At 72.0% G+C, this 23097-nt stretch carries 21 protein-coding genes; 12 read left to right on the top strand and 9 right to left on the bottom strand.

The window, feature by feature from the left end:
* Positions 1-394: 394 nt before the first annotated feature.
* Positions 395-1390 carry an ADP-ribosylglycohydrolase family protein gene (locus CCN56_RS25330; RefSeq protein ID WP_086830293.1) on the bottom strand — a complete coding sequence of 332 codons (996 nt, stop codon included), beginning with the start codon at positions 1388-1390 and terminating at the stop codon, positions 395-397.
* Positions 1391-1642: 252 nt separating this feature from the next.
* Here CCN56_RS25330 and CCN56_RS25325 point away from each other — a divergent pair, with 252 nt between their 5' ends.
* From CCN56_RS25325 to CCN56_RS25315, 3 genes are all read left to right on the top strand, one after another.
* On the top strand, positions 1643-2371 hold the full coding sequence (locus CCN56_RS25325) for a VIT1/CCC1 transporter family protein (protein WP_086830291.1): 729 nt from the start codon (positions 1643-1645) through the stop codon (positions 2369-2371).
* A gap of 521 nt (positions 2372-2892) precedes the next feature.
* The gene (gltB, locus tag CCN56_RS25320) at positions 2893-7455 is read left to right on the top strand and encodes a glutamate synthase large subunit (RefSeq protein WP_086830289.1); all 4563 of its coding nucleotides are present in this window, start codon (positions 2893-2895) and stop codon (positions 7453-7455) included.
* Positions 7448-8908 carry a glutamate synthase subunit beta gene (locus CCN56_RS25315; RefSeq protein WP_086830287.1) on the top strand — a complete coding sequence of 487 codons (1461 nt, stop codon included), beginning with the start codon at positions 7448-7450 and terminating at the stop codon, positions 8906-8908. Before gltB ends, CCN56_RS25315 begins: the two co-directional genes overlap by 8 nt.
* Positions 8909-9187: 279 nt before the next feature.
* Here the strand turns inward: CCN56_RS25315 and CCN56_RS25310 are convergent, their stop codons facing one another.
* On the bottom strand, positions 9188-10660 hold the full coding sequence (locus tag CCN56_RS25310; protein WP_086830286.1) for an MFS transporter: 1473 nt from the start codon (positions 10658-10660) through the stop codon (positions 9188-9190).
* Positions 10661-10805: 145 nt separating this feature from the next.
* Between CCN56_RS25310 and CCN56_RS25305 the strand changes: the two genes are divergently transcribed.
* Positions 10806-11372 carry a TetR/AcrR family transcriptional regulator gene (locus CCN56_RS25305; RefSeq protein ID WP_086830284.1) on the top strand — a complete coding sequence of 189 codons (567 nt, stop codon included), beginning with the start codon at positions 10806-10808 and terminating at the stop codon, positions 11370-11372.
* Positions 11373-11524: 152 nt separating this feature from the next.
* On the opposite strand, the gene CCN56_RS25300 is transcribed toward CCN56_RS25305, so the two are convergent.
* Positions 11525-12664: an LLM class flavin-dependent oxidoreductase gene (locus CCN56_RS25300; protein WP_086830282.1), complete on the bottom strand. Its 1140-nt coding sequence runs from the start codon at positions 12662-12664 to the stop codon at positions 11525-11527.
* Between the two features lie 95 nt (positions 12665-12759).
* Here CCN56_RS25300 and CCN56_RS25295 point away from each other — a divergent pair, with 95 nt between their 5' ends.
* Both CCN56_RS25295 and CCN56_RS25290 read left to right on the top strand, forming a co-directional pair.
* The gene (locus tag CCN56_RS25295; protein ID WP_256962130.1) at positions 12760-13335 is read left to right on the top strand and encodes a PadR family transcriptional regulator; all 576 of its coding nucleotides are present in this window, start codon (positions 12760-12762) and stop codon (positions 13333-13335) included.
* Entirely contained in the window at positions 13336-14055 is a 720-nt protein-coding gene (locus CCN56_RS25290; protein WP_086830278.1) for a VWA domain-containing protein, read from the top strand.
* Here CCN56_RS25290 and CCN56_RS42065 read toward each other — a convergent pair.
* Positions 14050-14184 carry an aldo/keto reductase gene (locus CCN56_RS42065; RefSeq protein WP_107484224.1) on the bottom strand — a complete coding sequence of 45 codons (135 nt, stop codon included), beginning with the start codon at positions 14182-14184 and terminating at the stop codon, positions 14050-14052. The genes CCN56_RS25290 and CCN56_RS42065 overlap by 6 nt on opposite strands.
* Positions 14185-14233: 49 nt before the next feature.
* Between CCN56_RS42065 and CCN56_RS25285 the strand changes: the two genes are divergently transcribed.
* The 4 genes from CCN56_RS25285 to CCN56_RS25270 all read left to right on the top strand — a co-directional run bounded on the left by CCN56_RS25285 (position 14234) and on the right by CCN56_RS25270 (position 17010).
* On the top strand, positions 14234-14590 hold the full coding sequence (locus CCN56_RS25285) for a MerR family transcriptional regulator (protein ID WP_086830276.1): 357 nt from the start codon (positions 14234-14236) through the stop codon (positions 14588-14590).
* 53 nt (positions 14591-14643) lie between these two features.
* Positions 14644-15024: a VOC family protein gene (locus tag CCN56_RS42710; protein ID WP_143664619.1), complete on the top strand. Its 381-nt coding sequence runs from the start codon at positions 14644-14646 to the stop codon at positions 15022-15024.
* 165 nt (positions 15025-15189) lie between these two features.
* Positions 15190-15819 (top strand): TetR/AcrR family transcriptional regulator, encoded by a 630-nt coding sequence (locus tag CCN56_RS25275; protein ID WP_086830272.1) that lies wholly within the window; start codon positions 15190-15192, stop codon positions 15817-15819.
* Between the two features lie 33 nt (positions 15820-15852).
* Complete coding sequence (locus CCN56_RS25270) at positions 15853-17010, top strand: acetyl-CoA C-acetyltransferase (protein ID WP_041132812.1); 1158 nt, start codon at positions 15853-15855, stop codon at positions 17008-17010.
* Here CCN56_RS25270 and CCN56_RS25265 read toward each other — a convergent pair.
* The 5 genes from CCN56_RS25265 to CCN56_RS25245 form a co-directional block, all read right to left on the bottom strand.
* A complete protein-coding gene (locus CCN56_RS25265; RefSeq protein WP_086830271.1) occupies positions 16994-17545 on the bottom strand; it encodes a VOC family protein in 552 nt (183 codons plus the stop codon). The genes CCN56_RS25270 and CCN56_RS25265 overlap by 17 nt on opposite strands.
* Positions 17546-17642: 97 nt before the next feature.
* Positions 17643-18707: a nitronate monooxygenase family protein gene (locus tag CCN56_RS25260; protein WP_086830269.1), complete on the bottom strand. Its 1065-nt coding sequence runs from the start codon at positions 18705-18707 to the stop codon at positions 17643-17645.
* Positions 18704-19480 (bottom strand): CoA-transferase subunit beta, encoded by a 777-nt coding sequence (locus tag CCN56_RS25255; protein WP_086830267.1) that lies wholly within the window; start codon positions 19478-19480, stop codon positions 18704-18706. The genes CCN56_RS25260 and CCN56_RS25255 overlap by 4 nt, the downstream gene beginning before the upstream one ends.
* Positions 19477-20343 (bottom strand): CoA transferase subunit A, encoded by an 867-nt coding sequence (locus tag CCN56_RS25250; protein ID WP_086830265.1) that lies wholly within the window; start codon positions 20341-20343, stop codon positions 19477-19479. The genes CCN56_RS25255 and CCN56_RS25250 overlap by 4 nt, the downstream gene beginning before the upstream one ends.
* Positions 20340-21113, bottom strand: coding sequence for an enoyl-CoA hydratase family protein (locus CCN56_RS25245; protein WP_086830263.1), 774 nt, complete (start codon positions 21111-21113; stop codon positions 20340-20342). Before CCN56_RS25245 ends, CCN56_RS25250 begins: the two co-directional genes overlap by 4 nt.
* Before the next feature lie 78 nt (positions 21114-21191).
* Between CCN56_RS25245 and CCN56_RS25240 the strand changes: the two genes are divergently transcribed.
* Complete coding sequence (locus tag CCN56_RS25240) at positions 21192-21968, top strand: SDR family oxidoreductase (RefSeq protein WP_086830261.1); 777 nt, start codon at positions 21192-21194, stop codon at positions 21966-21968.
* A gap of 28 nt (positions 21969-21996) precedes the next feature.
* Positions 21997-22908, top strand: a complete 912-nt coding sequence (locus CCN56_RS25235) for an SDR family oxidoreductase (protein WP_086830259.1) — start codon at positions 21997-21999, stop codon at positions 22906-22908.
* Positions 22909-23097: the final 189 nt, after the last annotated feature.

Genomic DNA, 23097 nt, shown 5'->3' with positions numbered 1-23097 from the left:
CATGGGCAATCGTTCCGCAGGGCAAGGGGCGTCCCCCCTGCTCGAACGAAGCCGAGAGCTCGGGGGAGGGTGGGCACAGCCCCCGGTGCCGGGTTCCGCCCCGGCGACCGATGCTCTGTGGGACCCGGCACCGGGGGCTGTGCCCACCCTCCCCCGAGCTCTCGGCTTCGTTCGAGCAGGGGGGACGCCCCTTGCCCTGCGGAACGATTGCCCATGGCGGGGGCGGCGATGGTCTCCGCCCTGGGGGCCTCGCCGACGGCGGGGGCGGCAGCGCCCGCGGCGCCCGCGAAGCCAACGGCGTCCGAAGCGCCCGCGGCGCCTGCGAGGGCAGCGGCGTCCGCGAGGCACGCGGTGTCCGCGGCGGCTTCGGGCGCGGTCGTCGTCACGTCCGCGCTCATGCCGCCTCCTCCGGGGTCAGGAGGTCTGCTACGTCCAGGACGTGGTAGCCGCGCATCGACGGGAGGCAGCTGCCCGTCACCGGGGCGATGGCCTTGGCCCAGTCGGGTGGGATCGCGTTCACGCCGCCCGCCGCGCCCGCGAGCGCGCCCGCCACCGCTGCCGTCGTGTCGGCGTCGCGGCCCATGTTGACGGCCGTCAGGACCGCCGTGCGGAAGTCGCCGCGGGCCGCCGCGAAGGCGCCGAACGCCAGGCCCACCGCCTCCGGGGCCAGGTCCGTCCAGGGGTAGCCGCCGATGACGACCGCCGAGCGGACCTGGCGTTCGCGGGTGAGCGGGTTCGGCTGGACGCGCTGGGCCGCGACGACTGCGCGGCGCAGCGAGCGGGCCGTCCAGGAGTCCATGGGGACGACCGACAGGGCCGCTGCGATCACCGATGTGACCGTCGCTCCCGTCATCGCCGCCGCCACTCCCGCCGCCACCGCCTGGCCCCCGTAGATGCCCTCCCCGTCGTGGCTGACGCTGCCGTCGATCGCGACGAGGCGCGCCGCCTCCGCCGGGCGTCCGGCGGCGAAGACCCCGAAGGGTGCCGCGCGCATCGCGAGGCCGTCGCTCCACGCGTGGCGGTGCTGGGCCGAGATGGGGGCCGCCAGGCCCCGGCGGAGGTTCTCCAGGGTGCCGCGCTCCGAGAAGCCCGCGCCGCGGAAGGGGCCTTCGTCGAGGTCGGCGATCCAGTGGTGCCAGGCCCGTTCGACGTGGTGGACGGTGAGGGCCGAGCCGTGCCGGGCGAGGAGCAGCGCCGAGAAGATCGCGTACTCCGTGTCGTCCGTGCCCGCCGGACTGTCCGTCACGAAGCCCTCGATGCGGCCCCAGCGGCGGCGGATCTCGGAGGGCTTCATGTTCTCGGCGGGGGCGCCGAGCGCGTCGCCGACGGCGAGGCCGAGGAGCGCCCCTCTCGCCCGTTCACGCGTGTCGCAGGCCGTGCTGTTCACCATCTCGCGCCCCTTCCTCGGTGGAGGCGCCGACGGCGGCGCCCCGATGCCTGGATCTGTGCCACCACGGGCCGCGAACTCGCCGAAGAAACGTCTCTGTCACCCGGCTGACACCCCGCCAGGTTGGGGTGCCCTCACTGAGGCGGGCCTTAGTAAGTACGGCCTACCTTGCTGGCGCGCCCCTTACATCGGGCGTATTTTCGAGGACGTTGGGGCGGCGGGTGCAGCCCGGCCCGCCGGAACGAGGGGAGAACCATGTCCATCATCGAAGCCCAGGCGCCACTGCACGAGGCTCACCGCGACAACCACACGCACCGTGACGTGAACGGCGGTTGGCTGCGCCCGGCGGTGTTCGGCGCGATGGACGGACTCGTCTCCAACCTCGCCCTGATGACCGGTGTCGCCGGCGGCGCGGTCTCCTCGGGGACCGTCGTCATCACCGGCCTCGCGGGCCTCGCGGCCGGCGCCTTCTCCATGGCGGCCGGCGAGTACACCTCCGTCGCCTCGCAGCGCGAGCTCGTCCAGGCGGAACTGGACGTCGAGCGCCGCCAGTTGCGCAAGCACCCCGTCGACGAGATGGAGGAGCTCGCCGCGCTCTACGTCTCCCGGGGCGTCGAGCCCGCGCTCGCCCGCGAGGTCGCGATGCAGCTGTCGAAGGACCCCGAGCAGGCCCTGGAGATCCACGCCCGCGAGGAGCTCGGCATCGACCCGGACGACCTGCCGTCGCCGCTGGTCGCCGCCGTCTCGTCCTTCGGCTCCTTCGCGCTCGGCGCGCTCCTCCCCGTCCTGCCGTACCTGCTCGGGGCGACCGCGCTCTGGCCCGCCGTGCTGCTCGCGCTCCTCGGGCTCTTCGCCTGCGGCGCCCTGGTGGCCCGGGTGACCGCCCGCGGCTGGCTCTTCAGTGGCATGCGCCAGCTCGTCCTGGGCGGTGCCGCCGCGGCCGTCACGTACGGGCTCGGCATGCTCTTCGGGGCCGCCTTGTAGCCCGGCGGAACCGGTACGGATTTCGTACTTCGGCGGTACGGATTCCGTACCCCCGCACAAGACCGAGAGGCCCTCGAAAGGGGCCTCTCGGTCATTTCGGGGTCCCTTTTCTGGACATAGGCCATGGAACGGCTGTGACGTATATCCCTGGTCCATTCCACCGTGGCGATGAGACACTATGCATGACGTCACATATGTAGCCGGTTACCCGGCGGTTTCGAACCCGTGACCAACGGGAAAGAGGCCTGAGCGTCATCGGGCAACGAAGCCCACTCTCAGCGACGGGTCGCCGGAGCCCCGAAGATCCTTCGGACCCCCGATCCGTCCCCCGCGGGGCAGCCCCTGTCGCCGCACCCCACAGGTGAACCCACACCACCGCTCCGTATCGGTGATGTCCGCATGCTGGAATGAGCTATCCACTTCGCGAGAAGCCAGCCATCATGTAACCTGCACGAAATTTCGCGGAGGGCCAACGTCGTCCCTCGGCAGTTGCATATGCCACGACGACGACGGGAGAGCCGATGCGTTCCGACGCCTGGTCGCCCATGGACGGTCGCCCCGCTCCGCAGGGGATGTACGACCCCCGTAACGAACACGACGCCTGCGGTGTCGGGTTCGTGGCCACCCTCACCGGTGTAGCCAGCCACGCGCTGGTCGAGCAGGCGCTGACCGTACTGCGCAACCTCGAACACCGCGGCGCCACCGGCTCCGAGCCCGACTCCGGCGACGGCGCCGGCATCCTGCTCCAGGTCCCGGACGCCTTCCTCCGCGAGGTCGCCGGATTCGCGCTCCCCGAGGCCGGCGCCTACGCCGTCGGCATCGCCTTCCTCCCCGAGGACGGCACCGACGAGACCGCCGCGAAGATCGAGACGATCGCCGCCGAAGAGGGCCTCACCGTCCTCGGCTGGCGCGAGGTCCCCGTCGCCCCCGAGCTGCTCGGCGCCTCCGCCCGCGCCACCATGCCGGTCTTCCGCCAGCTCTTCGTCGCCGACGGAGAGCACACGGGCATCGCGCTCGACCGCAAGGCCTTCGTGCTGCGCAAGCGCGCCGAGCGCGAGGCCGCGACGTACTTCCCGTCGCTCTCCGCCCGCACCATCGTCTACAAGGGCATGCTGACCACCGGCCAGCTGGAGCCCTTCTTCCCGGACCTGTCGGACCGCCGCTGCGCCACCGCCGTGGCCCTGGTCCACTCCCGGTTCTCCACCAACACCTTCCCGAGCTGGCCGCTGGCCCACCCGTACCGCTTCGTCGCCCACAACGGTGAGATCAACACCGTCAAGGGCAACCGGAACTGGATGACCGCCCGCGAGGCGCAGCTCGACTCCACCGTCTTCGGTGAGGGCTCCCTGGAGCGGATCTTCCCGATCTGCACCCCGGACGCCTCCGACTCGGCCTCCTTCGACGAGGTCCTGGAGCTCCTCCACCTCGGCGGCCGCTCCCTGCCGCACGCGGTCCTGATGATGGTCCCGGAGGCGTGGGAGAACCACGAGACCATGGACCCGGCCCGCCGCGCCTTCTACCAGTACCACTCCACGATGATGGAGCCCTGGGACGGCCCGGCCTGCGTCACCTTCACCGACGGCGTCCAGGTCGGCGCGGTCCTCGACCGCAACGGTCTGCGCCCCGGCCGCTACTGGGTCACCGACGAGGGCCTCGTCGTCCTCTCCTCCGAGGTCGGCGTCCTCGACATCGACCCCGCCAAGGTCGTCCGCAAGGGCCGCCTCCAGCCCGGCAAGATGTTCCTCGTCGACACCGCCGAGCACCGCATCGTCGAGGACGACGAGATCAAGGCCGCCCTCGCCGCCGAGCACCCCTACGAGGAGTGGCTGGAGACCGGCGAGATCGAGCTCTCCGACCTCCCCGAGCGCGAGCACATCGTGCACACCCACGCCTCGGTCACCCGCCGCCAGCAGACCTTCGGCTACACCGAGGAAGAGCTCCGCGTCATCCTCGCCCCGATGGCCCGCACCGGCGGCGAGCCGCTCGGCTCCATGGGCACGGACTCGCCGATCGCGGCCCTGTCCGCCCGCCCGCGGCTGCTCTTCGACTACTTCACGCAGCTCTTCGCGCAGGTCACGAACCCGCCGCTCGACGCCATCCGCGAGGAGCTCGTCACCTCGCTGCGGTCCTCCCTCGGCCCGCAGGGCAACCTCCTCGAACCGACCGCCGTGTCGTGTCGCAGCGTCACCCTGCCCTTCCCGGTGATCGACAACGACGAGCTGGCCAAGCTCATCCACATCAACGCCGACGGCGACATGCCCGGCATGAAGGCCGCGACCCTCTCCGGCCTCTACCGGGTCTCCGGCGGCGGCGACGCCCTCGCCGCCCGCATCGACGCCATCTGCGCCGAGGCCGACACCGCCATCGAGGGCGGCGCCCGCCTGATCGTGCTCTCCGACCGGCACTCCGACGCCGAGCACGCGCCGATCCCCTCGCTGCTGCTGACCGCGGCCGTCCACCACCACCTCATCCGCACCAAGCAGCGCACCAAGGTGGGTCTGCTCGTCGAGGCCGGCGACGTCCGCGAGGTCCACCACGTCGCCCTGCTCATCGGCTACGGCGCCGCGGCGGTCAACCCGTACCTGGCGATGGAGTCGGTCGAGGACCTGGTCCGCGCCGGCACCTTCATCGAGGGCCTGGAGCCCGAGCAGGCCATCCGGAACCTGATCTACGCGCTCGGCAAGGGCGTCCTCAAGGTCATGTCCAAGATGGGCATCTCCACCGTCGCCTCCTACCGCGGCGCCCAGGTCTTCGAGGCCGTCGGCCTCGACGAGACCTTCGTCGCCACGTACTTCAACGGCACGGCCACCAAGATCGGCGGCGCCGGCCTCGACGTCGTCGCCAAGGAGGTCGCCGCCCGCCACGCCAAGGCGTACCCCGTCTCCGGCGTCCCCTCGGCGCACCGCGCCCTGGAGATCGGCGGCGAGTACCAGTGGCGCCGCGAGGGCGAGCCGCACCTGTTCGACCCGGAGACCGTCTTCCGCCTGCAGCACGCCACGCGCACCAAGCGGTACGACATCTTCAAGAAGTACACGGACCGGGTGAACGAGCAGTCCGAGCGCCTCATGACGCTCCGCGGCCTCTTCGGCTTCGCCACCGAGGGCCGTACCCCGATCTCCATCGACGAGGTCGAGCCGGTCTCCGAGATCGTCAAGCGCTTCTCCACCGGCGCCATGTCGTACGGCTCCATCTCCCGCGAGGCGCACGAGACGCTCGCCGTCGCCATGAACCAGCTGGGCGCCAAGTCCAACACCGGTGAGGGCGGCGAGGACCCGGAGCGCCTGTACGACCCGGCGCGCCGCTCCGCGATCAAGCAGGTCGCCTCCGGCCGCTTCGGCGTCACCAGCGAGTACCTGGTCAACGCCGACGACATCCAGATCAAGATGGCCCAGGGCGCCAAGCCCGGCGAGGGTGGCCAGCTGCCCGGCCACAAGGTCTACCCGTGGGTCGCCAAGACGCGTCACTCGACGCCCGGCGTCGGCCTCATCTCGCCGCCGCCGCACCACGACATCTACTCCATCGAGGACCTGGCCCAGCTGATCCACGACCTCAAGAACGCCAACCCGGTCGCCCGCATCCACGTGAAGCTGGTCTCCGAGGTCGGCGTCGGCACGGTCGCCGCCGGTGTCTCCAAGGCCCACGCGGACGTCGTCCTCATCTCCGGCCACGACGGCGGTACGGGCGCCTCCCCGCTGACCTCCCTGAAGCACGCGGGCGGCCCCTGGGAGCTCGGCCTCGCCGAGACCCAGCAGACGCTGCTGCTCAACGGCCTGCGCGACCGGATCGTCGTCCAGACCGACGGCCAGCTGAAGACCGGCCGCGACGTGATCATCGCCGCGCTGCTCGGCGCCGAGGAGTTCGGTTTCGCGACCGCCCCGCTCGTCGTCTCCGGCTGCGTCATGATGCGCGTCTGCCACCTCGACACCTGCCCGGTCGGCATCGCCACCCAGAACCCGGTCCTGCGCGACCGCTTCTCCGGCAAGCCCGAGTTCGTCGTCAACTTCTTCGAGTTCATCGCCGAGGAGGTCCGCGAGCTCCTCGCCGAGCTGGGCTTCCGCACCCTCGAAGAGGCCGTCGGCCACGCCGAGCTGCTCGACACCAGCCGCGCGGTCACGCACTGGAAGGCGCAGGGCCTCGACCTGGAGCCGCTCTTCTACGTGCCCGAGCTGCCCGAGGGCGCGGTCCGCCACGCCCGGGTCGAGCAGGACCACGGCCTGGAGAAGGCCCTCGACAACGAGCTGATCGAGCTCGCCGCCGAGGCCCTGAACGCCGCCTCCGCCGAGGAGGCCCAGCCGGTCCGCGCCCAGGTCCCGATCCGCAACATCAACCGCACCGTCGGCACGATGCTCGGCCACCAGGTGACGAAGAAGTTCGGCGGCGCCGGCCTCCCGGCCGACACCATCGACATCACCTTCACCGGCTCCGCCGGCCAGTCCTTCGGCGCCTTCCTGCCGACCGGTGTCACCCTCCGTCTGGAGGGCGACGCCAACGACTACGTCGGCAAGGGCCTCTCCGGCGGCCGCGTCATCGTCCGCCCGGACCGGGGCGCCGACCACCTGGCCGAGTACTCCACCATCGCGGGCAACACGATCGGCTACGGCGCCACCGGCGGCGAGCTGTTCCTCCGCGGCCGCACCGGCGAGCGCTTCTGCGTCCGCAACTCCGGTGCCCTGGTCGTCTCGGAGGGCGTGGGCGACCACGGCTGCGAGTACATGACCGGTGGCACGGCGGTCGTCCTCGGCGAGACGGGCCGCAACTTCGCGGCCGGCATGTCGGGCGGTGTCGCCTACGTGATCGACCTCGACCGGGACAACGTCAACTCCGGGAACCTGGAGGCGATCGAGGCCCTGTCGGACACCGACAGGACCTGGCTGCACGACGTCGTGCGCCGCCACTTCGAGGAGACCGGCTCCACGGTCGCCGAGAAGCTCCTCGCCGACTGGGACGCCGCGGCGGCCCGGTTCAGCAAGATCATCCCCACCACGTACAAGGCAGTGCTCGCCGCCAAGGACGCCGCTGAGCTCGCCGGTCTCTCCGAGACCGAGACCACCGAGAAGATGATGGAGGCTGCGTCCCATGGCTGACCCCAAGGGCTTCCTGACCACCGGGCGCGAAGTCGCCCAGACCCGACCGGTGGAAGAGCGCGTCAGGGACTGGAACGAGGTCTACGTCCCCGGTTCCCTGCTTCCGATCATCAGCAAGCAGGCCGGCCGCTGCATGGACTGCGGCATCCCGTTCTGCCACAACGGCTGCCCCCTCGGGAACCTGATCCCCGAGTGGAACGACTACGCCTACCGCGAGGACTGGTCGGCGGCGCAGGAGCGCCTGCACGCCACCAACAACTTCCCGGAGTTCACCGGCCGCCTGTGCCCGGCGCCGTGCGAGTCGGCGTGTGTGCTCGGCATCAACCAGCCGGCCGTCACCATCAAGAACGTCGAAGTCTCCATCATCGACAAGGCCTGGGACGCCAACGACGTCAAGCCGCAGGCGCCCGACCGCCTCTCCGGCAAGACCGTCGCCGTCATCGGCTCCGGCCCCGCCGGTCTGGCCGCCGCCCAGCAGCTGACCCGGGCCGGCCACACCGTCGCCGTCTACGAGCGCGCGGACCGCATCGGAGGCCTCCTCCGCTACGGCATCCCCGAGTTCAAGATGGAGAAGCGGCACATCAACCGCCGCATCGAGCAGATGCGCGCGGAGGGCACCAAGTTCCGCACGGGCGTCGAGATCGGCCGCGACATGCCGGCGACGGCGCTGCGCAACCGGTACGACGCGGTCGTCATCGCCGCCGGCGCCACCACCGCCCGCGACCTGCCCGTCCCGGGCCGGGAGCTGAACGGCATCCACCAGGCGATGGAGTACCTGCCGCTCGCCAACAAGGTCGTCGAGGGCGACTTCGTGGCCCCGCCGATCACCGCCGAGGGCAAGCACGTCGTCGTCATCGGCGGCGGCGACACCGGCGCGGACTGCGTCGGCACCGCCCACCGCCAGGGCGCGGCCTCGGTCACGCAGCTGGAGATCATGCCCAAGCCGGGCGACGAGCGGAACGCCGGCCAGCCCTGGCCGACCTTCCCCATGCTCTACAAGGTCACCTCGGCGCACGAGGAGGGCGGCGAGCGGGTCTACTCCGTCTCCACCACCCACTTCGAGGGCGACGAGGACGGCAACGTCCAGTTCCTCCACCTCGTCGAGGTCGAGTTCGTCGACGGCAAGCTGACCCAGAAGCCGGGCACGGAGCGGAAGATCCCCGCCCAGCTGGTCACGCTCGCGATGGGCTTCACCGGCACGGACGTGGAGAACGGCCTGGTCGCGCAGTTCGGCCTGGAGCTCGACGAGCGGGGCAACATCGCCCGCGACGCGGACTTCGCCACCAACGTCGACGGCGTGTTCGTCGCCGGTGACGCCGGCCGCGGCCAGTCCCTCATCGTCTGGGCCATCGCCGAGGGCCGCTCCGCCGCCCGCGGCGTGGACCGCTACCTGACCGGAGCCAGCTCCCTGCCGGCCCCGATCCGCCCGACGGACCGTGCCCTGACGGTCTGACCGGCCCCCGAGAACGTCCCGTACAACGACGTACGGAACTGAGCGCAGCGCCCCCCGAATGTCCCCGACCGGACGACTGGGTGGGCGCTGCGGCGCGTGTGGTGCGGGTGCGCGAAGGTCCGTCGGGGGAGATGCCGGTGCCCGTCGGTGCGCGTTGGGCTGCCGCACGGTCGAAGGGTCCCGGCCGATGGGCGCTTCCGCGTGTTCGTCGGTGCGGGGTGTGTCCCGCGGGGAGAGGACGTGCTCACCGCGGCCGACAGCGGTGGGGAGGCTCCTGGTCTAGTTCGGGCTGTTCGCGGACGCCTTGTCCGAGGTGGTGACCGCATCCGAAGAGGTGGAACGTCGCGGGGCCGCGGAGCCCTTCGCGGGCTTGGCCCCCGCCAGCCACAGGCCGGTGAACACGGCGGTGGCCAAGGTGATGGCACCGGCCGTGGCGAAGGCGCTGTCGAGGCCGGCCCCGAAGGAGGCGCCGTCGGATTCCCGGGCGCGGACGACGGCTCCGAGCACCGCCACGCCGAGTACCGCACCGATCTGCCGGGTGGTGCTGCTGATGCCCGAGGCGAGGCCGCCCTCCTGCGGGCTGACCGCCTGGATGGCGGCTCCCGTCAGGGGGGACATGGTCAGGGCGAAGCCGATGCCGGTGACTCCCAGCCGCCACCACACGTTCCCGTAGCCGGTGTCGGCGTGCACCGTGCCGAGCGCAAGCAGTCCCAGGCCGGCCAGGGCCAGGCCGGTGGTGACCACGACGCGGAAGCCGTACCGGGCGGCGAGCCGGCCCGCGTACGGGCTGACGACCACCATGGCGAGGGACAGCGGCAGGGTCTGCAGGCCGGCGCGCAGGATCGAGCTGCCCTGGACGTACACGAAGAACTGGGAGAAGAAGAACGACGAGCCCATGAGCGCGAACCCCACCACGACCATGGCGGTGTTGGACACGGTGAACAGGCGCCGGCGGAACAGCCGCAGCGGCAGCATCGGTGCGGAGCGACGCGCTTCGACGGCGACGAAGGCGCCGAGGAGGACCGCCGCGGCGGCGAAGCCGCCCAGGATCACCGGTGACGTCCAGCCGCGGGCGCCGCCCTCGATCAGCCCGTAGGTCAGCGCCCCCACCCCCAGAGCGGACAGCACCGTCCCCGGGACGTCGATCGCGGGGGCGCCCGGATTGCGGGTCTCTTCGAGGCTGCGCAGACCGACCAGCAGAAGGACCACGCCGATGGGCAGGTTGACCAGGAAGATGGCGGGCCAGCCGAAGGCGTCCGTCAGCACTCCGCCGGCCACGGGGCCCGCGGCCAGGCCGATTCCGCTGAGTCCGGCCCACAGCCCGATCGCCTTCATCCGTTCTTGCGGTACGGGGTGGGCGGCGGTGAGCAGGGCGAGCGAGGCAGGGCTCAGCGCCGCGGCCCCGATGCCCTGCAGCACCCGGCCGACGACCAGCCAGCCGAGCGAGGGCGCGAGGCTGCACAGCACCGACGCGGCGGTGAACACCGCCACGCCGGTCAGGTAGACCCGCTTGCGGCCGAACCGGTCGGCGAAGACACCGCCCGACAGCAGCAGCATGGCGACCAGCAGGACGTACGCGTCGACGATCCATTGCAGACCGGTCAGTTGAGTGTGCAGCCGGTGCTGCATGTCGGGCAGCGCCGCTCCGACGACCGTGTTGTCGAGCAGGACCATGAACTGGCCCAGGCAGGTCACCGCGAGCAGCACGGCCCGGTTTCCTCCACTGCCTGAGACCGCAGGCGATGCAGCCACGGGGGTTCCTCTCCGTCGTCGGTCGCGCCTCTCCGTGTCGGCGCGGTCAGCCCCCGGACGCCCTAAAGCAGTCAGCGGCTGCGTTAGGTGACTGTAGGGAGGATCGCCTCACAAACGCAAGTGTCGGCTGCGTTAAGGTGGTGGAATGAACGAGCGACAGCGAGCCCGGCGACCCGGAGGGCGCAGCGCCCGCATCGGCGCGCAGGTGCACCAGGCCGTCACCGACCTGATCAGCGAACGCGGCTACGGCAACTTCACCGTCGGCGAGGTCGCAGCCCGCGCGGGCGTGGCCGACAGCAGCGTCTACCGCCGGTGGGGCACCCTGGAGGCCCTGCTCACCGACGTGACGCTCACCCGCCTCAACGCGCGGTCGCCGATGCCCGACACCGGGAGCCTCGCCGGCGACCTGCGCACGTACGCGGCCCAGGTCGCCCGCGAGATCACCGGCCCCGACGGTCTGGCGCTGGTCCGCCTGGCCGTCGCCCTGTCGAGCAACGGTCCGCAGGGCCTGCAGGCGGCCGACGTCCTCCGCGGCGAACGCACCCGGCAGCTGCAGTCCATGCTCGACCGCGCCCGCGAACGCGGCGAGCGCGCACTCGACGCGTCCGACGTGCTGGACCACATCATGGCCCCGATGTACATCCGCGTCCTGTTCGGCATGGTCCCGCTCACCCCGGACTACGTCGACGGGCTGGTCGACCGCTTGCTGTGACCTCGGCACGGCTCCCGCGATCGACCCTCGGACGCGGCGCCGGGGCTCCGCGAGGTGCTCTCGGAAGCGGTGCCAGGGCTCCGCGAGGTGTTCTCGGACGCGGCGCCGGGGCTCCGTGAGGTGCTCGCCGACGCGCGTCCGAGGACGCGGTTTCAGGCGGAGTCCGCCGCGGACGCCCCCGGCGCGCGGAAGTGCGGGATGACGTGTTCGCCCCACTGCCGGATCGTCTCCAGGCAGACCTCCTGCGGCACCGTGCCCATCTGGATCAGGCACATCACCTCGTCCACGCCGATCTCCCGGAGCCGCTCGACGTAGGCGATCGCCGTCGCCGCGTCCCCGTAGGCGTGGTCGGTGTTGTACGTGCCCGTGTCGACCGGGCGGGCGGGGATGTCCGCCTCGTGCAGGCGGGCGATCAGCTTCCGCCGCTGCTCGTCGAGCGCCCCGCTGTGGTCCTCGTCGTCCGCGTAGCCCGTCGGGGCGGGCGCGCCGCCGTACCAGTGGGCGATCGACTCGGCGAAGAAGCGCTGGCCCCGGGTGCCGAGGCGGAGCGCGCGGGCGGCGTCGTCGAGGACGATCGTCGGGCAGAGGGCGGAGAAGTGGTCGTTGACCTCCGTGGAGACGAACCGGGAGCCGTCCCTGGAGGCGAGGGCCTGGTCGTACACCGCGCGCATCGCCCGCACGTCCTCGGCGCCCGCGAAGCCCATCACCAGGGCGCCGATGCCGAGTTCGGCGGCCTGCCGGAGGGAGTCGTGCTGCGAGCAGGCCATGAAGAGCGGCGGATGCGGGGTCTGTACGGGGCGGGGGAGGACCGCGCCGGGTCCGATGTCCAGGGTGCCGTGCCACTCGAACTCCGGCTCCCGCCAGGCCGAGGCGAAGATCCGCAGGGCCTCCTCGGTCTGCGGGCGGGTGTCCTCCGGGCGCACCCCGAACATCCGGGTCTCCTGGCGGGTCGCGCCCCGGCCGGCGCCCACGTCGACCCGGCCGCCGGAGAGCACGTCGAGCATGGCGGCGCGCTCGGCGACCCGGACCGGGTGCTGGTAGCCGAAGGGCATGGTGACGACGCCGTGGCCGACGCGGATGGTCCGGGTGCGGGCCGCGACCCAGGTCAGGAAGATCTCGGACGCGCTCATGTGGGCGTACTGGACGAGGGAGTGGTGCTCGACCGCCCAGATCCGGTCGAAGCCCATCTCCTCGGCGAGTACGGCCTGTTCGACGCAGTCGTGGAGGACCTGGTGTTCGCGGGCGGGGGTCGGGTCGACGAGCTGTGCTTCGAAGATCATGGAGAACTTCACGGGACGCTCCTCCCGGGGAAGACCGGCTGCTATGCCTAATCGAAATACTTCTAGCAGGCATGGCCGCCAGGGGGAAGGGCCGTAGACTTCCGTCCGTGGTGGACCGAGAGAGCGTGCCAGGACTTCCCGCGACCAGCTGGGCGGTGCTCGGACTGCTCTCCCACGGACGGGAGTTGTCCGGCTACGACGTCAAGAAGTGGGCCGACCGATCCCTCGGCCTCTTCTACTGGAGCCCTTCCTTCAGCCAGATCTACAGCGAGCTCAAGCGCCTGGAGAACAGCGGCTACGCCACCTCGCGGCTCGTCGCCCCCGAGGTCGGCACCCGCGACAAGCGCGTCTACCGGATCACCGACGAAGGCCTCGACGCCATCCGCACCTGGGCCCGCACCGCCCCCCTCGACCCGCCCGTCCTCAAGCACGGGCCGATGCTGCGGCTCTGGCTCGGACACCTCCTCGAACCCGAGCGGATGCGCGAGATCCTGGCCGCGCACCGGGAGTACGCCGAGCGCATGCGGCAGCGCGCCGAGGCCGACGTGGCGGACGCGGGGGCGGACGAGGCCTGGGCGTACCCCCGGCTCACCCTCGCCTGGGCCGAGCGGTACTACACGGCCGAACGCGACCTGGCCGACGCCATGCTCGCGGACATCGAGGAGTTGGAGGGGGAGCGGTAGATGGCACTGAACCTGCGCAAGGTCGAGGAGACCGCGCCCGCGCTCGTGAGCCTCTACAAGGAGGCCGGAGCCTCCCTCGAACGGCACGGGATCAGCGGGCAGCGGGTCGCCGTCTACCTCGTCGTCGACTACTCGGGCTCCATGAAGCCCTATTACGCCAACGGCACCGTGCAGGCCCTCGCCGACCGGGTGTTGGGGCTCTCCGCGCACCTCGACGACGACGGGCGGGTGCCGGTGGTCTTCTTCTCCACCGGCATCGACGCCGAGACCGACATCCGGCTCGACGACCACGTCGGCAGGATCGACCGGATCGTCGCCGGACTCGGCCACATGGGGAAGACGAGCTACCACCTCGCCATGGACGCCGTCATCGACCACTACCTGGACAGCGGCGCCACCGCCCCCGCGCTCGTCGTCTTCCAGACCGACGGGGGGCCGATCAACAAGCTCGCCGCCGAGCGGTACGTCTGCAAGGCGGCCCGGCTGCCCATCTTCTGGCAGTTCATCGGCTTCGGCGACCCCGGCAGCCGGCAGTTCGAGTTCCTGCGCCGGCTCGACGAGCTGGACGTGCCGGCGAAGCGCCCCCTGGACAACGCCGGCTTCTTCCACGTCGGCCAGGACCCGAGCCGGGTCCCGGACGCGGAGCTGTACGACCGGCTCGTCTCCGAGTTCCCCGCCTGGCTCGCCGCGGCCCGCGCCCAGGGCGTCGTACGGTCATGAGACCTCTCGGGCCAGTCGGGCGAACTGCTCCTCGGTGAGCGTGACGTCGAGCGCGCCCAGGTTCTCCACCAGGTGGGCCGCCGAGGACGTACCCGGGATCGGGAGGATGTGCGGGGCCCGGTGGGGCAGCCACGCCTGTGAGGTTCAAACGCGGACGGGCGAATGTGAGGGGGGTCACATGAGGATCGGTGAGCTGGCGCGCGAGACCGGGGTGAGCGTCCGGCTGCTCCGCTACTACGAGGAGCAGGGCCTCCTCGACTCGGAGCGCACCCCCGGCGGGCAGCGGGTGTACGGCCCCGACGCCCCCGCCGTCGTACGCCGCATCCGCGCCCTCCTCGGCGCCGGACTGCCGACCCGGGGCATCGCCGAGGTCCTCGACCGCGTCTGCGGCAGCGAGGCGGAGATCGAGCCCTGCCTCAGCCCGATGCTCGTCGCCCGGCTCGACGCCATCGACGAGAAGATCCACGACCTCCAGGGCGCCCGCTCCTCGCTCGTCGCGGTCACCGAGGGCAGGCAACTCGCCGCCACCGACTGAGAGTCGGGGAAAGGGGTGGCCCGCGGCGGCGGGCGCGGGCGATCATGCCACCCATGACTTCTCTCGTACGGCACGTGACCATCGACTGCGCCGACGCCTACGCCCTGGCGAGCTTCTGGGCAGCCGTCCTCGACGCGAAGCTCGCCGACGACGACTTCCCCGGCGATCCGGGGGCCACGGTCGAGTCGCCCGGCGCGAACCTCCTCTTCATCCAGGTCCCCGACGCGAAGTCGGTGAAGAACCGCGTCCACCTCGACCTCCAGCCGCAGGACCGCACCCGGGACGAGGAGGTCGAGCGGCTCCTCGGCCTCGGCGCCACGCTGTTCGAGGACCACCGGAACCCGGACGGCACCGGCTGGGCGACCCTGAAGGACCCGGAGGGCAACGAGTTCTGCGTGGAGCGCAGCAAGGCGGAGCGCGCGGCGACCGCCTGAACCCACGGGTGAGTCCGGAGCGATCCGGACAGTGGTCGTCGGGTGCCCGGTGTTTCCCGGACCCGTGGAAGACGCGGTCATGGGAGACACCGGAACCGCCTGGTCCGCCCCGCGAGGAAGCCCGACCCCCGACCGGGCCGCCGCGCGGGGGACCAGAATGGGCACGTGCCGAACACTGCAAGCAAGAAGAAGACCACCCAGGTGAGCGGGGGGCCCGAGCGGCGCCGTGAACTCCTCGACACGGCGGCCGAGGTCTTCGCCGCCCAGGGGTACAACGCCACCACCGTCCGCAAGATCGCGGACGCCGCCGGGATGCTCGCCGGCAGCCTCTACTACCACTTCGACTCCAAGGAGTCGATGCTCGACGAGATCCTCTCCACCTTCCTGAACGAGCTGTGGGAGGGGTACGACGCCGTCCTCGACGCCGACCTCGGTCCCCGCGAGACCATCGAGGCCCTCGTCACCGAGTCCTTCCGCGAGATCGACCGGCACCGCGCCGCCGTCGCCATCTACCAGAAGGAGTCGCAGCACCTCGTCGACCAGCCCCGCTTCGGCTACCTCGTCGACTCGCAGCGCAGGTTCGAGAAGGCCTGGCTCGGGACCCTGGAGCGCGGCGTCGCCGCCGGGGTCTTCCGCGCCGACCTCGACGTCCGCCTCACCTACCGCTTCGTGCGCGACACCGTCTGGGTCGCCGCGTCCTGGTACCGGCCGGGCGGACAGCACAGCCCGGAGGAGATCGCCCGCCAGTACCTGTCCATGGTCCTGGAGGGCATCGCCTTCGTCACCCGTACGTGACATGACATCGTGGACAGAGAAGAAGGAGCCGTCATGGCCGAGGCATACATCGTCGAAGCGGTACGCACCCCGGTCGGCCGGCGGAACGGCGGCCTTTCCGCCGTCCACCCGGCCGACCTCGGAGCCCATGTCCTCAAGGCGCTCATGGAGCGCTCGGGCGCCGACCCGGCCGCCGTCGAGGACGTCGTCTTCGGCTGCCTGGACACCGTCGGCCCGCAGGCCGGCGACATAGCCCGCACCGCCTGGCTGGCCGCCGGACTGCCCGAGGAGGTGCCCGGCACGACCGTGGACCGGCAGTGCGGCTCCTCCCAGCAGGCCCTGCACTTCGCCGCGCAGGGCGTCCTGTCCGGCACCCAGGACCTGGTGGTCGCCGGCGGCGTGCAGAACATGTCGATGATCCCCATCGCCTTCGCCAGCCGCCAGGCCGCCGACCCGCTCGGCCTCACCGAGGGCCCGTACATCGGGTCCGAGGGCTGGCGCGCCCGCTACGGCGACCAGCCGGTCAACCAGTTCCACGGTGCCGAGCTCATCGCCGCCAAGTGGGACATCTCCCGCCGGGACATGGAGGAGTTCGCCCTGCGTTCGCACCAGCGGGCCGCCCGCGCCATCGACGAGGGCCGCTTCGACCGCGAGATCGTCCCGTACGGGGACGTCACCACCGACGAGGGCCCGCGCCGCGACACCACCCTGGAGAAGATGGCCGGCCTGAAGCCGCTGGTCGAGGGCGGCCGGCTGACCGCCGCGGTCTCCTCGCAGGTCTCCGACGGCGCCTCGGCGATGCTGATCGCCTCGGAACGCGCCGTACGCGAGCACGGACTGACGCCGCGCGCCCGGGTCCACCACCTGTCCGTCCGGGGCGAGGACCCGATCCGCATGCTGTCCGCCCCCATCCCGGCGACGGCGTACGCGCTGAAGAAGGCCGGAATGACGCTCGACGACATCGACCTGGTGGAGATCAACGAGGCCTTCGCCTCGGTCGTCCTCGCCTGGCTGAAAGAGACCGGCGCCGACCCGGAGAAGGTCAACGTCAACGGCGGCGCCATCGCCCTCGGCCACCCCCTCGGCGCGACCGGCACCAAGCTGACCACCACCCTGCTCCACGAACTGGAGCGCACCGGCGGCCGCTACGGCCTCCAGACGATGTGCGAGGGCGGTGGTCAGGCGAACGTGACGATCATCGAGCGTCTGTGACGTTCCCGAAGTCGCCGCCGAAGAGCTGTTGCCAGACCGCGTGATCGGTGCGGGGGCCTCCCGGGGTCTCCGCACCGTACGCCTCGATCTCCGCCTCGATGTCCAGCGGGAGGGTGGGCGAGGTCATCGTCGACAGCTCCTTGACCACCGCCGCGTCGGGGACCAGCCAGCACACCTCGAACTCGATGCCGTCCGGGTCCCGGGCGTACAGCGCCTTCGTGGAGGCGTGGTTGCTCGCCCCGGTCAGGGCGTCCGCCTCCGCCAGGCGGGTCCGCATGCGCCGCAGCTCGGCCAGGGTGTCCACCTCCCAGGCCAGGTGGTACAGGCCGACCCGCCCGGTGCGCCCGGAGCCCGGCTCGGGGGACTGGAACAGACCGAGGTCGTGGTCGTTGGCGGAGCCCGCCGCCTGGAGGAAGGCCGCCCCGGGGAACGCCTGCGGCAGCGGCCGGAATTCGAGGACGTCGCGGTAGAAGACGAGGCTGCGCTCCAGGTCGGAGACGAAGAGGACGGCGTGGTTCAGCCGCTGGATCGGCATGGCGGTTCCGTTCGGGGTAGGTGCGGGTCAGATCAGGTGGAACACGTGTCCGCCGGGGTGAAGGTACCCCGGCGGACACGTTCGTGCGGGTGACAGGTCAGTCCACGGCGGGCAGGGCGCGGAGCGCGGCCTGCGCCTCGGCCATCAGGCGGTCGACGAGTTCGGCGCAGGACGGCAGGTCGTCGATCAGGCCGGCGACCTGTCCGGAGGCCATCACGCCCAGATCGGTACGGCCCTCGACCATGGACGCCTTGAGCAGCATCGGGGTGTTGGCCGCCAGCAGGATCTGGCTCCACGTCAGGTCCTTGCCGTGCTTCATCGCCAGGCCGTCACGGACCATCTGCGGCCAGCTCATGCCGGACTCGCGACGGAAGGCCGCCGCGTGCCGGACCGCCCGAAGGAGCGAGGAGGCCCGGCCCGAGCGCTCCAGGGCGTCGACCAGCTCCGTACGCAGCATCCGGTGCGGCAGTCCGTCCACCTTCGTGGTGACGGTGACGTCCGTGACCGCCGCGGCGAGGTAGCGGGCCTTCACCGCGTCGGGGACCGTGCTGTCGGAGGTGAGCAGGAAGCGCGTGCCCATGGCGATCCCGGCGGCGCCGTAGGCGAGGGCCGCGACCAGGCCGCGCCCGTCGTGGAAGCCGCCGGCCGCGACGACCGGGATGTCCACGGCGTCCACGACCTGCGGCAGCAGGACGGTGGTGGCGACGCTGCCGGTGTGGCCGCCGCCCTCCCCGCCCTGCACGATCACCGCGTCGGCGCCCCAGGCCGCTACCTTCTCGGCGTGCCGCCTGGCCCCGATGGAGGGGATCACGACGACCCCCGCGTCCTTGAGCCGCGCGATCAGCTCGCGGGACGGCGCGAGCGCGAAGGAGGCGACCTTCACACCCTCGTCGATGATGATCCGCACGCGCTCGGCGGCGTCCCCGGCATCCGCGCGCAGGTTCACGCCGAAGGGCGCGTCCGTACGGGACTTGACCTCACGCACCGCGGAGCGGAGCTGGTCGACGGTCATCGTCGCCGAGGCCAGGATCCCGAGCGCCCCGGCGTCGGCGGTGGCCGAGACCAGGCGGGGACCGGCCACCCACCCCATGCCGGTCTGCACGACGGGGTGGCGCACCCCGACGAGTTCGGTCAGCGGCGTCGCGAGGGTGACGTCGCTCATGAGGGGACCTCCCGGTCGCGCAGCCCCTTCGGGTCGATCTCCTCGCGGATCAGCCGGAGTTCCTCGGCGGTGGGCTCACGGGTGTATGGCACCTCGTCGGGCACGGTCAGCGCGAAACCGGTCGCCGCGAGGACCTCCTCGACCGTCACGCCGGGGTGCAGCGAACGCAGCCGCATGGTGCGGTCCGGGGTCTCGAAGTCGAAGACGCCGAGGTCGCTGATGACGTCCGGGAGGCGGTGGTAGCGGGTCGCGGAGGGGCCGGCCGCGGCCGCCCGGTCGTAGCCGACGCCGGAGACCATGTCGACCCGCTCGACGAAGACGCGCGTCGAGTGCTTGGGGACCCAGTAACTGGTCGGGTTGTTCAGGGTGTTGACCGGTGCGCCGCGCACGCCGAGGAGCTGGCGCTTCGGCCGCGCCCAGTCGCCGATGCAGCTGATGTTCTGGTTGCCGTACCGGTCGAGCTGGCTCGCGCCCATCATCACGTGCCGGCGCCCGGTGGCGACCATGGCCAGGTGCTGCCGGTACGGCAGCCAGCCCTCCACCACCCGGGGTGCGGCGCCGACCGCCGGCACGTCGGCGACGAGCAGCGCCTCCCCGTCGGTCAGCAGCAGGTCGGGGGAGAAGGTGAGCTTCGCGAGCCGGGCGCCGATCATCGGGACGGTGCCCATCGGGCTGGCCAGGACCTCGCCCGCGTCCCGCCACGCCTCGGCGCAGGCGACGACGCAGTACTCGGCACGCGTGGCCGCCGTCGTGGTGCTGTCGGTGCCGCTCACGCTTCCTCCTTCTGGAAGGCCGCGACCGCGGCCTGGTAGGCGTCCTCGTCCCCGGACAGGAACCGGGCGGTGAACTCCCGCCAGGCCTCCGGGTCCCGGGCCGCCTTGACGTAGGCGCGCTGGAAGGCCTCGTCCCGGTCGTAGTCCGGGGCGCAGGAGGTGAAGTGCGCGCCGTTCGGGGCCTCCACGACACCGTCGACGAACGCCCGCTTGAGCAGCAGCGACTGCGGCCCCGCGTCCTTGAGCAGCTCCGAGGTCTCCACGATCCGCTCGCAGGAGACGTACGCGGCGTCGGCGGCCTCGCAGAACAGGTCGTCGAAGTACGGGTCGGGGCCCAGGTACTGGCCGTTGCCGTGCACGTCGGCGCGGTTGAGGTGGACGAGCGCGGCGTCCAGGTGCAGCGCGGGGACGGCGACGAGCTCCTCGCGGTCGTCGTACGGGGAGGTGACCGTCCGCAGCGAGGGGTTGACGGTCATCACGTCCGAGGCGAGCCCGGCCCGGATCGGCATGAAGGGCAGGCGGTGCACGGCGGCGGTCAGGCCCCACATCACCATGGCCTCGTCCAGCTCCACCAGCTCGAAGTCACCGCGCTGCCGGGCCGCGCCGAAGTGCGGCTCCAGGGGGACGGAGTCGAGCGTGGCGAAGGCCGCGACCAGCTTGCGTATCTTCCCGGCCGCGGCGAGCAGCCCGACGTCCGGGCCGCCGTACGAGACCACGGTGAGGTCGGTGAGGTCGGAGCGCAGCAGCGCCCGTACCAGGGCCATCGGCTTGCGCCGCGAGCCCCAGCCGCCGATGCCGATCGTCATCCCGCTGCGGAGCCGGCCCACGACCTCCTCGGCGGTCATCGTCTTGTCCCTGCTCATGACTGCTGCTCCTTGTCTGCCTTGACGGCGTTCTCCTTGCCGAAGGTGTCGCGGACCCGGTCGGCCACGCCGCTGAGGTTGGCCTCGAAGGTGAAGCCCTGCTCGAAGCGGTAGCTGCGGTGGACGTCCACCGGGTCGATGCCGTTGATCGCGGCCTTGGCCAGCCGGATCAGCTGCCCGTCCTTGGCGGCGATCTCCCGCGCGAGTTCGAGCGCCGCGTCGAGCAGCCGCTCGCGCGGGACGACCCGCCAGACCGAGCCGTGCCGGTGCAGCTCCTCGGCGGTGACCGTGCGCGAGGTGTAGTACAGCGCCCGCATCAGCTGCTGCGGGACCAGCCGGGACAGGTGCGTGGCCGCGCCGAGCGCGCCCCGGTCCAGCTCGGGCAGGCCGAAGGTCGCGTCCTCGGAGGCGACGATCGCGTCGGCGTTGCCGACCAGGCCGATGCCGCCGCCGAGGCAGAAGCCGTGCACGGCGGCGACCACCGGCACCTCGCAGTCGTAGACGGCGGCGAAGGCCTCGTAACAGCCGCGGTTGGCGCCCAGGAGGGCGTCGTGCCCGGCCGTGCGCTGGATCTCCTTGATGTCGACGCCGGCGTTGAAGCCGCGGCCCTCCGCGGTGAGGACGACGCAGCGCACCTCGGGATCGGCCCCTGCGGCGCGGACCGCGGCGGCGAGGTCGTACCAGCCCTGGACGGGGAGGGCGTTGACCGGGGGGAAGTCGACGGTGACGACGGCGATGCCCTTGTCCGGGGCGGAGGTGGAGACACCCATGAGCAGATCAGCTACCTTTCCACCAAACGTTTGTTAGGTGGAAGATAGCAGCGGTTCGCGCGCTGCGGGAGGTGTCCCTTGCCAGTCACCATCGATCTGTCGGGATCCGTCGCCGTCGTCACCGGCGGCACACGGGGCGTCGGCGCCGGAATCGCCCGTGCTCTGCTCGAAGCGGGCGCGGAGGTCGTGACCTGCGCGCGACGCGCCCCCGAGAAGCCCGTCGAGGCGGCCGGGCGCACGGCCCGCTTCCTCCCCGTCGACCTGCGCGACCCGGCCGCCGTCGCGGACTTCTTCACCCGGGTCCACGAGGACCACGGCAGGCTGGACGTCCTGGTCAACAACGCCGGCGGAACCCCGTTCCGGATGCTCGACGAGGGGAGCGCCGAGCAACAGGCCCGCGTCCTCGAACTGAACCTCGTCGCCCCGCTGACCGCCTCCCTCGCCGCGTACGAGGTGATGCGCCGTCAGCCCGGCGGCGGGACCGTCATCATGATCGGCAGCGTCAGCGGCACCCGCCCCTCACCGGGCAGCGCGGCCTACGGAGCCGCCAAGGCGGGCCTGGACAACCTCGCCCGCTCCATGGCGGTGGAATGGGCACCGCTGGTACGGGTCAACACACTCGTCCCCGGCATGGTGCGCACCGAACTCTCCCACCTGCACTACGGGGACGAGGACGGCATCGCCTCCGTCGGCCGCACCGTGCCCCTCGGCCGGCTCGCCGAGCCCACCGACATCGGCGACGCCTGCGTCTTCCTCGCCTCCGACCGGGCCGCGTACATCAGCGGCGCCAGCCTGCTCGTCCACGGGGCCGGGGAACGCCCGGCCTTCCTGGACGCGGCGACGGTCAACCACTGAACCCACCACTCACCGAAAGGCACTCACCATGACCGGACTGTGCAACGGACGCGTCGTCGTCGTCACCGGGGCGGGCCGCGGGCTCGGCCGCGCGCACGCGCTCGCCTTCGCCGCCGAGGGCGCCAAGGTCGTCGTCAACGACCTCGGGGTCGGCCTCGACGGCACCGGAGGCGGGGCGGGGCCCGCCCAGCAGGTCGTCGACGAGATCGTCGCGTCGGGCGGCGAGGCGGTCGCCCACGGCGGCGACATCGCGACGACGGACGGCGCGGCCTCACTCGTCACCACGGCCCTTGACACCTTCGGCCGCCTCGACACCCTCGTCAACAACGCCGGCTTCCTCCGCGACCGCATGCTCGTCAACCTCGACGAGGACGACTGGGACGCCGTCATGCGCGTCCACCTCAAGGGCCACTTCCTGCCGCTCAAGCATGCCGCCGCGTACTGGCGGGCGGAGGCCAAGGCCGGGCGCGAGCCCGTCGCGCGAGTGATCAACACCAGCTCCGGCGCGGGGCTGCTCGGCAGCGTCGGCCAGGGCAACTACTCCGCCGCGAAGGCCGGGATCGTCGGCCTCACGCTCGTCGCCGCGGCCGAGATGGGCCGGTACGGGGTCCAGGTCAACGCGATCGCGCCCGCGGCCCGGACCCGGATGACCGAGCAGACGTTCGCCGAGACGATGGCCGCGCCTTCGGGGGCAGGCTTCGACGCGATGGCCCCGGAGAACGTCTCCCCCCTCGTGGTCTGGCTGGGCTCCGCGGCCTCCGCCGGCGTCACGGGGCGCGTCTTCGAGGCCGAGGCGGGCCGGATCACGGTCATGGAGGGCTGGCGGCCGGGCCCGACGGCGGACAAGGGCGGGCGGTGGACGGCGACGGAGGCGGGGGAGACGGCCCTGAAGCTCCTGGCCGCCGCGGAGCCCCCGCACCCGGTGTACGGCACCCGCTGACGGGCGCCCCGCCGGGGTCGGCGCCCACCCCGTTGTGGGCAGGCGTTCCGCAAGGGGCGGAACGGGTGGGCACAACGGAACGGCGCCCTTGCCGGCGCCAGAGGCTCCCGCGCCTGAACCCGCACCACGTTGTGCGCCGCCACTGCTGGTGCGGGTCAGGGCGCGGAAGGCGGAGGCGCCGCTGGGGGC

This window comes from Streptomyces sp. NRRL B-24572 (assembly GCF_002156145.1).
GTDB classification, from domain to species: Bacteria; Actinomycetota; Actinomycetes; order Streptomycetales; family Streptomycetaceae; genus Streptomyces; species Streptomyces vietnamensis.
The sequence above is the reverse complement of the archived record's forward strand: the minus strand, read 5'-3'. Positions and strand labels throughout refer to the sequence as shown.